This is a genomic window from Streptomyces sp. CT34 (assembly GCF_000805335.1).
GTDB lineage: Bacteria > Actinomycetota > Actinomycetes > Streptomycetales > Streptomycetaceae > Streptomyces.
Genome location: NZ_KN708638.1, coordinates 4,566,068 through 4,577,230, shown reverse-complemented (window position 1 = coordinate 4,577,230; position 11,163 = coordinate 4,566,068). Strand labels below are relative to the sequence as shown.

Annotated in this window: 11 protein-coding genes; 3 read left to right on the top strand and 8 right to left on the bottom strand. The window is 68.3% G+C overall.

The window, feature by feature from the left end; translation table 11 throughout:
* Positions 1–67: 67 nt before the first annotated feature.
* The 3 genes from RZ84_RS39865 (at position 68) to RZ84_RS19990 (ending at position 2,321) form a co-directional block, all read left to right on the top strand.
* Complete coding sequence (locus tag RZ84_RS39865; protein WP_018386185.1) at positions 68–229, top strand: hypothetical protein; 162 nt, start codon at positions 68–70, stop codon at positions 227–229.
* 86 nt (positions 230–315) lie between these two features.
* Complete coding sequence (locus RZ84_RS19995) at positions 316–1,527, top strand: JmjC domain-containing protein (RefSeq protein ID WP_043265445.1); 1,212 nt, start codon at positions 316–318, stop codon at positions 1,525–1,527.
* On the top strand, positions 1,461–2,321 hold the full coding sequence (locus RZ84_RS19990; RefSeq protein WP_043265444.1) for an aldo/keto reductase: 861 nt from the start codon (positions 1,461–1,463) through the stop codon (positions 2,319–2,321). The genes RZ84_RS19995 and RZ84_RS19990 overlap by 67 nt, the downstream gene beginning before the upstream one ends.
* On the opposite strand, the gene RZ84_RS19985 is transcribed toward RZ84_RS19990, so the two are convergent.
* From RZ84_RS19985 to RZ84_RS19950, 8 genes are all read right to left on the bottom strand, one after another.
* Positions 2,309–3,166 (bottom strand): hypothetical protein, encoded by an 858-nt coding sequence (locus RZ84_RS19985; RefSeq protein ID WP_043265443.1) that lies wholly within the window; start codon positions 3,164–3,166, stop codon positions 2,309–2,311. The two genes, RZ84_RS19990 and RZ84_RS19985, sit on opposite strands and share 13 nt — an antisense overlap.
* A gap of 292 nt (positions 3,167–3,458) precedes the next feature.
* Positions 3,459–3,989: an SMI1/KNR4 family protein gene (locus RZ84_RS19980; protein ID WP_043265442.1), complete on the bottom strand. Its 531-nt coding sequence runs from the start codon at positions 3,987–3,989 to the stop codon at positions 3,459–3,461.
* 6 nt (positions 3,990–3,995) lie between these two features.
* A complete protein-coding gene (locus tag RZ84_RS35110; RefSeq protein WP_052230039.1) occupies positions 3,996–5,303 on the bottom strand; it encodes a WXG100-like domain-containing protein in 1,308 nt (435 codons plus the stop codon).
* Positions 5,303–5,620: a WXG100 family type VII secretion target gene (locus tag RZ84_RS19970; protein ID WP_043265441.1), complete on the bottom strand. Its 318-nt coding sequence runs from the start codon at positions 5,618–5,620 to the stop codon at positions 5,303–5,305. Before RZ84_RS19970 ends, RZ84_RS35110 begins: the two co-directional genes overlap by 1 nt.
* Positions 5,621–5,862: 242 nt before the next feature.
* Positions 5,863–7,578, bottom strand: coding sequence for a relaxase/mobilization nuclease domain-containing protein (locus RZ84_RS19965; protein WP_043265440.1), 1,716 nt, complete (start codon positions 7,576–7,578; stop codon positions 5,863–5,865).
* Positions 7,575–8,135 carry a MobC family plasmid mobilization relaxosome protein gene (locus RZ84_RS19960; protein WP_043265439.1) on the bottom strand — a complete coding sequence of 187 codons (561 nt, stop codon included), beginning with the start codon at positions 8,133–8,135 and terminating at the stop codon, positions 7,575–7,577. Before RZ84_RS19960 ends, RZ84_RS19965 begins: the two co-directional genes overlap by 4 nt.
* A 333-nt stretch (positions 8,136–8,468) precedes the next feature.
* Positions 8,469–9,353 (bottom strand): DUF2637 domain-containing protein, encoded by an 885-nt coding sequence (locus tag RZ84_RS19955; RefSeq protein ID WP_043265438.1) that lies wholly within the window; start codon positions 9,351–9,353, stop codon positions 8,469–8,471.
* Between the two features lie 422 nt (positions 9,354–9,775).
* Positions 9,776–11,095: a DUF3631 domain-containing protein gene (locus RZ84_RS19950; RefSeq protein ID WP_043265437.1), complete on the bottom strand. Its 1,320-nt coding sequence runs from the start codon at positions 11,093–11,095 to the stop codon at positions 9,776–9,778.
* Positions 11,096–11,163: the final 68 nt, after the last annotated feature.

The window sequence follows — 11,163 nt, the reverse complement described above, 5'->3', positions numbered from 1 at the left end:
AGCCCCCCCGCACGCCATAAACGTCCCGCCGGAACCGGCGGGAGACCGGTAGAGGAAGGAGCACGAAGTGGAAGACAAGAAGCCCTCCGTCGAGGCGGGCCTCCTGGTCGCCGTGGAAGTCCTCACGAGCGTCCATGACCGGCACGACAGCAACGCCTCCGACCCCGGGCAGGGCTCGTCGGGTGACGGCCCCTGGCCCGGCGGAGACGGTCTGAACCACGCGGCGTAGCCGCCAGTTCTCCGGCGGAGGGGCAGCGTAGGCGGCCCCTCCGCCTCCCAGGTCCCGTGTCTGACGCAAGGAGGGAGAAGCGAATCGTGGAGCACCGTTTGGTCCGCGCTGTCGAAGAGGCACTTGGGTGGGACGGCCCCGCACCTCTCGGAAGTGAGTTCGCCCGCGGAAGCATCAGCGACCGCGAAGTCGTGGAGAGGCTGCTCACGCCTTCGCGGCTGCTCGACATGGTCATGCGCCGGAGCTTGGCCAACCCGCAGTTCCGGCTCTTCAAGGGTGGCGAGGAGCTGCACCCCGACGCCTATCTGAACCGGCAGGTCACGCCGCGGGGGCAGGCGATACAGATGGCGGACATGCGCCGTGTGGGCAGCCTGCTGCGCGAGGGGGCGACGCTGGTCCTGGACCAGTCGAACGTCTTCGATCCCACGATGGAAGTGGCGTGCCGGGCCATGCAGTGGTGGTCCCGGGAGCACGTGCAGGCAAACGTCTACCTGACCACGAACGACGCGTCCGGCTTCGACCTGCACTGGGACGACCACGACGTCCTCATCGTGCAACTCGCCGGCGAGAAACAGTGGGAGGTACGCGGCGCCTCCCGTCCCGTACCCATGTTCCGGGACGCTGAGCGGAACAACACCCCCAGCGAAGACGTCGTGTGGACCGGCACCATGAGGGCCGGAGATGTGATGCACATCCCGCGCGGCTACTGGCATGCCGCCACCCGCGTAGGCCGAGGAGGCGGCCACAGCACCCACGTCACGTTCGGCTTCGCCAAGCGCACCGCCGTGAGCTGGCTGACCTGGCTCGCCGACTGGTCCCGGCAGGAGGAGGTGTTCCGCCACGACCTCGATCGCTGGGGCAGCCCGGACGAGCAGCAGGCCCAGCGGCTGGCGCTGACCGCCGCGGCCTCTCAGTTCATCGACGCCCGCGATCCGGCAGAGTTCCTTCGGCTCCGTGCGCAGGAAGCTCCTCCCGGGCGCCATGTCCCGTTCCTGGACATCTTCGGCCCGCTTGAAGCCGTGGCGTGTGTCAGCGAGTTCCCGCCCGTGATCACGCAGGACGGAGAGGCAGTCGTCGTGGTGGCTGCGGGCAAGAAACTCACCTTCGCGGCCAAGGCTCTGCCGGGGCTTCGCTTGCTCCTGAGCGGTCACCCCGTGCGGCTGGACGAGGCTGCGAGGCTGGTGGGCTCGGAGGTGGAGGCATTGGCGAAGATCCTGGTGGAGGAGGAGCTGTGCGCGAGCGTGACCCCCGAATTGTTCTCGGGCTACACCGGTCTCGCTACGAGCGCCGGATCCTGACAAGCGCCCTGGAACTCGGTGTCGAAGCGATCGACACCAGCTTCAACTACCACGGCTTCTTGGCCCACACCGCCTTGGCTGCCGCCGGACGCGATCTCCTTTCTCGCTTCCAGATCTCCACCAAGGTTGGTTTCTTCCCGGCCGCCGGCCGAGCCGAGCACTCCCTCGATCCCGATCGTCTCCGGGAAGCCGTGGAGCAGAGCAATCGTGACTTGGGCCGCGCCCCGGATCTGGTGTTCCTCCACAACCCGGAGCGGTCGCTGACCGGCTCGTCGGAAGCCGCCCAGGACAGTCTCGGTACGGCGTGCGCTGCCGTGGAGAGGGCAGCGGCCAAGGGACTGTGCGGAGGCTGGGGCATCTCCTCATGGGACCCCCGCCCATTGCCCGGTCTCGTGGATGCCACCCTGCCCAGACCCGACGCTGTCATGGTCCGTGCAGGACTCCTCGCCGGAATCGATGTCCTGAAAGCCTCCGAAGCGTTGGCGGCCCGCTGGGACCTCAACCCGGCCCAGCTCTGGGGCATGAGCCCCTTCGGAGGCAGTACTACTCAGTCGCTATGGGACGAGCTGGACCCACGGGTGTTCATACAGGAACCACACGACGGCCTATCGGCCGTGCAGGCCACGTTCCGCGTGGCCTACTCGCTGCCACGGGTGGGAAGGATCGCCGTCGGCACGGACAACCCCACGCACCTCCAGGAACTCGTCAACGCCCTGCGGTACGAGGCCAACACAGACATCCTCAGTGCCTACCGTCGCCTTCTCCGTGAACAGCGAGATCGTCAGTCGCTCTGAAGATCCTCCGCGACCTCCTCGGCCATGACGCGTGCGGGTTCAAGGCGAGGGTCCTCGGGATGGGCATCCGGGGCCAGGATCTTCGCGCAGACGAACAAGGTCATCAGCTTGCCGTCCCGGCTCTCCAGATCGCGGCGCCGCTCGTGGCGGACTCGCGCTGCCAAGGCCGGGACGGCGAGGGAGTTGCCCCACAACGACGCGGCATCCAGCCCTTGAGGGGCCACGCCCCAGTCCTCCCAGTCGAACAGGCAGAACTCCGGCCCGGTCATGTTCGCCCAGTTGAGATCCGCGTGTGCCGGCAGCCACTGTTCCACCGTCGTGTCGACACCACCGGGGAGAAAGCGGTGGATCGCCTCGGCGACACCGCTCTGCGTGATCATCACAGTGTCCGGGGTGGCGACGCGGCTCGTATGCTGCTCGGCCAGGGCATCCAGCGACGCATTGAACGCCTGCCACCACTGATCCGACAACACGGGTTCGGTAGCCAGGACACTGCTGCCGATCGGCGCTCCGGGCAGGAGATCCGTTTCGTCGGCCCGCCACATCACAGCGTCCCCAGGCTGTCTCCAAGCGGCACCTCGGTGCCACTGCGGCTTGGCCACTCCCTCCAGGAGGGCAGCGCATTCGGTGCCGTTCCAGCCTTGGCTACCGATCTTGTCGAAGCGACGCCGCTCAGCCCGCACCCACGTACCACGGTCTGTACGCGCCCCCAGCGACCGCCGCTTGCGCACCAGCGTCCCTCTGTCCAACTGCGTTTGAAGGGCACGCTCGACCTCGTCGAGCACACCGTCAACGGGTTCAACCCGCAGATCCGCTGGGGCTCTGGTGGACAGGGAAGACGACACTGGACCTCCTTGGCAACGGACCGAAACTAGCAAGAAATTGGGACAGCGGGCCCGCTTCTCGTCGTGCAGCCCGGGATGCCGAGGTTCATAGCTGGCCCTGGCTGGACGCCTTAACGAGATCAGGCGGTGAGGCGGTTATCGCTCACGTGCCACCGGGCTGTCCGAAGACAACGATTCGGGCGCCGTTTGGTGCTGTGACAGCGATGCGCTTGCGCTCGTCACAGGTTGCGGCAAAGACCACGGCGCCTCCGATCCGGCCGTGCGCCGGACCGGAGGCGCGTCGCTGTACTCGCTAGATCCACGGGTTGCGCTCGTAGCTGGGTTCCTCGTCGGGGAAGTCGTCCGGGAAGACCTCGCTCACGATGTCGCCTCGGAGAATCCGCAGCAGGTAGCTCTCCACCTGGCCCTCGTACAGGTCGTACTCCCTGCCGCGGCCGATGACGGTGAGGACTGCCCACTGCTCGGGGTCCTCGTGCGGGATCAGGAAGCACATGTCCGCGTTGTCCGTGCCGCCCCAGCAGATCAGCTGTGAGGGCTTCACACCGCGCTCTGCCAGTAGTTCCCTGATCGCGTCCCGCGTCACCTCCATGGTGTGCCGCGCCGTGACGGTGTTCGCTACCAGGTCGGCGTACTCGTTCTCGGCACCCGCCCGATACACGCGTAGGAAGTCGTCGAACTTCGCGCCGCCGAAAGCTTCGAGAAACGTTTTGAAGGCAGGTGGAAGGGTGGTGTTCAGGGTTTCCTCGGCGGCCTGCCAGTCGTTGATGACCGGCCCTGCTTCACCAGTTGCGGGGAACGATGCCAGGAGTTCGAGATCAGTCATGGCCGCCTACTTGTTGATGATGGTCTGGTCGATGTGCAGGCCAGGGCCGATGGCCCTGACGTGGACGCCCGTAGGAATGACGTCTCCTGGGTTGGCGTAGACCGGTGCAGCTGAATAGTCCACGCTCCCGCGCTGCTTCACGGTTTCATAGATCTGCTCTTCGAGCTTTTCCATCACCTCGTTGTTCGCTGTCTTGTGCATGATCACGATGTTGGCCTCAGAGCGGCCGTCTCCCCCGAGTGATCGGGCCAGGAGGTGTCCGCGCGTGTGACCGGCCGCTTCGCCTCCCCAGCCTGGGGGCTGCATCCGCCGGGATGCCTTGGTGCCGGTGTCGAGCATGTCTTGCGTGATCCTCGTTTCGACGCCGGTGGCTCGGCCCATGCGGTCCAGTGGCTTGGCATACGGCGGGATTGGCTTTTGAGGTGCCCGGCCTCCCCCTCCACCGCGCTCGGCGCTGCGCATCAGCGGCTGGCCGGTCGGACCGACGGGACCTTCGCCGGCCATCGCCAGCCGCGGGCCGGCCAGGTTGGGCATCGATATCTGGAGGTTGGGGAGTGAGATGTTGAGGTTGCCCAAGCCGTCCAGCTTCATGTTGCCCAGGACGTTCTTGACGCCGCCGGCGTCCACCACCGCCTTGACGCCGCGGGTGGCTCCGCCTGCGGCGCCGCCCATGAGCATGCCGGACACACCGGCGTCCTTGATCTCGGCGACGTTGATTCCGCGCTGGTCCCCGAGCAGGTTCCGACCGCTCTGGGCGACGACCACGTCCACCGTGATCGACCCGATGCTGCCGATGGCGGCCGTCGCCAGCACGGTGCCGGCGATCTCGGCGACGGTTGCCGAGACGGCCACGCCCGCCGTACTGGCAGCGGCGACGATCGCCTCGGTGGCACCCGCAGCGGCCACCTCGCTGAGGCCGCCGGTGAAGATGGCCAGCGCCGTTCCGGCGACCAGGACCGCGCCGGCGATCTCCAGTTCGTGTTCGATCTTCTTCTTCGCCTCGGCGATCTGGTCGGCGAACTTGTCCAGCGCCTTGGCCATGTCCCGCGCGGCGGTGGCAACATCGTCGAGGTAGCCCTTGCCGCCCCCGTGGTACTTCCTCCAGAACGCGCCGAACGCCTCGATGCCGGCGCCCTTGTTGGTGTCGATGACATCCTGGGCCTTCTTGTGGCAGGCCGCCGTGCAGTCCTCTACCTCGTCGGCGAAGGTACGCCAGGCGCGGGCGGCCTCCCGGAGTTCGTCCTCGTCGCCCTCCGGCCACCACATCCCGGTTAAGTCCTGGACGATCTCCTTGGCCTTATCGGCGGCGCCCACTACGCGTCCCCCTTAAAGCCAGACTTGGCCGACCGGTCCGCCTCCTCGTGATTGGCCGCCATGTCGTTCATGGCCTTCGTGATGCTGGACAGCCCCTTGGCCAAGGCCGCGGACGCCTTCTCGATCTCCGCCCGGTGCGGGGCATAGACGTGCTCGAACTTCTTGCCCTGCTCGTCACCGCCCCACGGCTCCCCCAGTCCGTCGAGCGCATGCCGAAGCTTCGCCGTCGCCCGTTCCAGTGCGACAGACCCCCGGTGGAACGTCGGAGCGGCGGTCTTGAGTTGGTCGGTGTCTACGTCAAAGCCGTCGCCGGCCATGCTGTGCCGCCCCCTTGGCCCTGCTGTCGTAATAGGCGCGATCCGCTGTCAGGACTTCCGTCTCACACGTAGCGACCTTGGCATACGGCACTGACAAGCCATCTGGTCAGAACGTGTTTCAGCCACGCTGCAGCGCTGCCCGGATGGCGGAGCCGGGGCGAGATTGCGGCCCCCTGCCAGCCGGATGCTGGTAGGGGGCCGATTCATCGATGGCCTGAAACGAGCGAGGACGCGTTGGGCAACTATCGGCGAGGGCGGTGCTGCTGCTCGGCCGGTGCGGGGGCTGCCGCCGACGCCTGGGCGACGTCGGGCCCACTGGGCGACAGCGAGGCCGTCATGGTCGAGCGTCGGCGGGCGGCTTCCGCCCGGCGGTTGGGTGCAGGGTTACGGCTCGTGTGCTCGATACGAGTGATCAGGACGCGGGCGGGTTGGCGAGCAGTGTCCAGTTCGCGCTGGGCAGCGACTTCCTTGAGGAGTTGGTGGGGTGTGTGGCCGCGGGCTTCGGCGTCGGCGAGGACGGTGGCGAGGGCCGGCCAGCTGGAGTCGGTGAGGATCCGCTCGGCGTGGTCGGGGACAGCTGCTCGTACATCACTGGCGAGCACAAGGCAGGCTCGCTGTTTGGGCGTGCGGGCTTCGAGTTCGGTGAGTATCGGTGTCAGGGCGCAGTCGGCTGCGGCCTGGAGGTGCTGGACGGCCTTGCGGGCGGCGTCAGCCTGGTGAGCGTGGCGCTTCGCTTCGTGCCAGCGGCTGGCGATGATCGCGGCCCAGACGAGTGTTGCGAGCAGGGCAGCGAGGGCGCTGCCGTCGGGGCCGGTGGCGGTGTGGGCGATGTCGCGTGCGGCGTAGCGCAAGGCGTGGGCGGCGCGGTCTTCCGCCCGGATTTGGGAACGCTCTGCTCGGGCGAACGCCTTTGAGGCGGAGCGGAGTTCCATCCGCAGGTTGTCGGGTGCCTTTTGGGCAGTGGCTTCGATCAGTTCGCCGAGGGCGGCGATGTGCGCCTGGGCGTGTGCGTCGTCGGCAAGGTCGGCGTGGAGCGTGTCGAGGGCGGCGGTGGCTTTATGCCAGGGGGTGCTCGGGCGGTTGCGGCGGGCCGTGGGGTGTTCTTCCGGTCGGCTGGATTCGAGGCGCGCCCTGAGTTTGGGCAGGGAGAGGTCGGGGGCGATCTTTCCTCCAGGGTGGAAGATCTGCTCGTCGTCCTCGTTGAGGTCGCCGGGGCGGCCCGCGGCGTAACCGAGGAGGTCTCCCGACGGTCCTCGCTTGGGCTTGATCGCAACGCCGTCGGCTTCGAGGTAGGCGAGGAGTTCTTCGGCGCTGCGGGCGTGGGGGATCGCGGCGCGGATGCGGTCCTGGAGCCATTCCTTGCTGGTCTGTTCCCAACCGAGGCGTTCGGCCTTGTGCATCTCGGCCTGGGTGGGGCGGCGGGCGGCGGTGCCGTCGCCCTTGTTCAACTGGCGGAGGCCGTAGTCCTTCTCGATCTGGCGGCATTCGTCGCCGGCGCGTATGCCGCTGTTGTGCAGTTTGGGGCGGCGGCCGTCTTCGCGGACGGTGGTGGCGAGAATGTGGATGTGGTCGTCGGCGTGGCGTACGGCGATCCAGCGGCAGGCCAGGTCGTCACCGGCTGGGGCGACGCCGGCGGCCTCGACGATGCGCTGGGCGATCTCTCCCCACTCGGCGTCGGAAAGGTAGCGGTCCTCGGGTGCAGCACGGACGGGGCAGTGCCAGACGTGGTCAGTGATCTTCTTGCCGAACTCGCTGTTGCGCAGGCTGACGGGCTCGTCGAGGTGGCGGGCGAGTTCGGTGAGGGTGGCGTTCTCGTCGCGGCCGGGATCGGGCATGCCGAGCATGGCGAAGCCAGCGACGATGTGCGGGTCGAGGTGTTCGTCAGCACGGCCGCGCCCGTAGAGATAAGCGAGCAGCCCACGGGTGTTGGCACCAGGCGCCTTGATGGCGGCGATCACGCGGAGACCTCTTCTTCCGGGATGGCGGGCTGGCGCAGGGCCTCGGCAATCAGGGAGAGCAGGTGATGGAGTTCGTCGAGGCGGTGTCGGATGTCGGGTGGGGTGTGGTCGCTGTTGAGGGCACGGGCGATCTGGTTCACGTTGACGCCGATGCGGTTGAGCTGGCGCAGGACCTGCGCGCGGAAGATGTGGGTGCGGCGGCGGTCCTCGGACAGGGGAAGGTTGGCGGTGAACCGGCCGGTGACGAAGGCCAGGACGACGTCGGCGGCAAAGCCGGACTTGCCTTTGTAGCCGTGTTCGGCGGCTGTCTCCTGGAGGCGGACGTCCTCGTCATCGGTGAAGAGCATGGGGCCGACACGGACGGTGCGTTTGGTGCCGGTGAAGCGGCGGATGGTGGGCTGCGCGCTCTTCACGGTGGGCTCACCGGCCGCGGTTTCGGCGACACGGGAGGAGCGGAGGATCTCGCGCTGGGCGGCGTGGAGGTTGTCCGGGTCGGGGCCACCTCCCGCCCCGCCCTCCTGGTCCTGCGCCCCCTGGCGCTGGGCCGTCTCCGCCACCCCTGGGGCGGAGACCCCCGCAGCCCGGCCTTGAGTCGGACTCGGGGTACTACTGGCTCCGCCAGGGGCAGCCCGTCCGAACGCGCGCCGCAAACGGCCCATCAGCGTAGGGGACTTCGTCAGCGGCAACGGCTCGTCCGGGGAGTCCTCGGGGTGGTGCGGGTCGTGCGTCATGGGTGGTGCTCCGGAGAAGACTGGATGGGCAGACAGATGAGCGGGCCGGTGGGCTGGGCGATGCGGGCATCGCTCTGTCCACAGCTGTGGATTGGCGGGGTGTCGCGCGGGGTGGTGGCCGGGTGACCGGAAGGGGTTCCGGTCACCCGGTGCGGGCGGTTAGCCGCTGGTGGAGACGGCGATCCCGTCGGCTTCGAGTTCCGGCCGGAGGATCTTCATCACCTTCGTCAGGCGTTCGCTGCCGATCGTCAGCCCCTTGTCCTCCACCGCCTCGCGGAGAAGGTCCCGGGTGAGCTTGCGGTGCTCGTAGGCGGCGATCCGGCCGATCTCCGCGAGCTCCTCGATCGTGGCTTTGGGCGGCCGGCCGCCGCGCGACTTGGCCTCCGAAGCCTGGGCCGATGGTTCCGTCGGCTGGGCAGTCGCGACGGGCAGTGAATCGCTAAGGCCGGTGGAAGCGGCTGCGGGTTCCAGCTCCTGGCTGGGAGCGTTCAGTTTCTGAACCGCACCTTCCGTCGGCTGGCCGGAGACAGGTTCCGGCCGGTCGGCGGTCCGGTCGACGAGCTGGTGGATCTGCCGCATCAGGACGGCGAAGGCCAGCATCGCTGCGGTCGGGGGAACCGCGGCGACCACGTAGTCGAGGAAGGGCACGCTGCTGGCGTTGCCTGTGCTGTTTACACCGGCCACGTTGAGCGCGATGGAGCCGGTCGACCCTGCGGCGGTCAGTCCGATCGCCCACTTGTCGGTGACCCGGCGCAGGCCCGCGTGGAGCATCAGCAGCTCTCCCGCGACGATGAAAGCGTCCAGCGTCGCAGGCCAGGCCCAGCGGCGCTTCGGTGAGCTGCCCAGCCCGTGCTGGCCTGCGACCTCGGCCAGGTGCGCGTACGAGAGCCAGAACGCGGCACCAGTCAGGGCCGCAATGACGGCCCCGGCAGTGAGGAGCGCCCACCGCTCGGCATCGCGCTGGCGCATCAGAGGCTTGCCCTCGCCGGACTTGCCGCCCGGTTTCTGGCTATGCGGTGGATGAGGGATGGATAGGGTGGTCAAGCGGGATACTCCTGGAGTCTCGGTGTGGTGCGTCTTGGCCGTCTTGACCGTTGAAAGCGCAGGTCAGAGCGAGTACGGCAATGGCCGTGGCCTTCCGTCTTGGCGGGCGGTGCCGGCGTCTTCACCCCTGCCACGAGGCGACTCACAGCGCCCTCGTGGCGGACTGGCTGCCGGGCGACTGCCGGGCCAGGACGGTGCGGTTGCGTCTTCCGTCCCAGCTGGCAGGGCTGTGAACTGCGGTAATACGGCACGGACGCCAGAGACGGCACAAGACGGATCTGGAGCGGCGTTTTGGCTGGGCAGCGCGCTGCTCATGATCGCGTTGCCGTCTTGACCCCGGCTGCCGTCTTGTCTGCGCCCTCTCTGACCTGCGAGATCACGGCAGGGACGGCAAGGACGGCAACCGGGGCGGTGTGGGGCGATCAGCCCCCGGTGGAGGCGCCGTCGGCGTCGACCGGGTGGACGGTGGGGCAGTAGCGCCGCCAGGCGTCGAGGAACTTGTTGCGCGTGTACCCCTTGCGCTGGGTTCCGTCGGCCATGCGAACGTTGCCGGACTTGATGCCGTAATCCCGCAGCATCGCGCTGAGGTCGCGGGCGGTCAGCCCGCTGCGCCCCCACTCCGCCCACGGGCTTTCCACGTCTTGGCGCAGGTGGTGGAGGAGTTCCTCGGTGCTGAGGCTGTCGCCCTCGCGCTGGGCGACGAAGACCCGGCGGATGTCGGCGAGGATGCGCGCCCCGCTGGGGTGGTCCTCCTCAGCCGCCACTTCCCCAGCGACCATCTGCGCGCACGCCGTCCGTGCCAGGCGGGGCCAGTGGCCGCCGGCCAGGTCGGCGACGATCACCAAGGGCTCCCAGGTGTCGGCGGCACGGTCCTCGACCGGCATCTCCGGCTCCAGGTCCGCGGCCTCGTCCAGCAAGGGCCTGGCCCAGCGGGCGATGCGATCGCGCAGATCGTGCAAGGCCGGGATATCGCGGCGGGAGCGGAAGGGCTTGACCTTCTCACCCTCGGCCCGGCGACGCATCCGGATCACCACCGACCGGTCCATGACCGTGTCGGGCAGGTCCCCGATCCCCGCCAGGGCTGCCATGGCGAACGTGGCGAACTGGTGGGGCGTGTGGTCGTTGCCGACGACTCGGGTGACGTAACGCCCCCGCTGGTGACCGGCGTTGAGCAGGCCACGCATCTCCTCGTTCTTCTCCGCCTGCTTCGGTGTACCGAAGATGGTGTCCGCCTCGTCGACGAGCAGCGTCGGCGGATTCTCCTCGGTGATCGAGCGGAAGATCGCCGCAGGCGTGGTGTTGATGGTCAGCAGAGGCGCGTGAACCGTCTCAGTCAGCACGTCCAGCAGCCGCGACTTGCCGCACCGCTTCGCAGGACCCACCACTGCCAGGCGCGGGGCGTGCTGCCACGCGGGCTGCAGATGCGTCGCTGCCACCCACAGCGTGACCGCGTCCAGCGCCTGCTCGGACGGGAAGATCACGAACCGGGCGAGCTGCGCACGCAGTTCGTCCAGCAGACCCGCGCCTTCGGTTGGCTCGGTGTCGGGTATCTGCATCTCCTCCGACCCGCTCGGCGTAGCCGCTTGCTCAGGACCGTGGGTACCCGCATCGTGGCCATCGCCCCCGGTGGCATCTTCGGCCGACGGGGCGCGCAGGTGAGCGCCAGGCTGACCGGGAATCGCGCTGGCGGGCCAGATGGCCTTGGCGGGTGCGGAATTTGCATCGGGTGTCGTAGGTTTCACAGGGCAGCTCCTCATCTGGCGGTTACGGGCTTGCCCGCCCTTGCCGCCGGGTTGGTTCACGTGAAGCC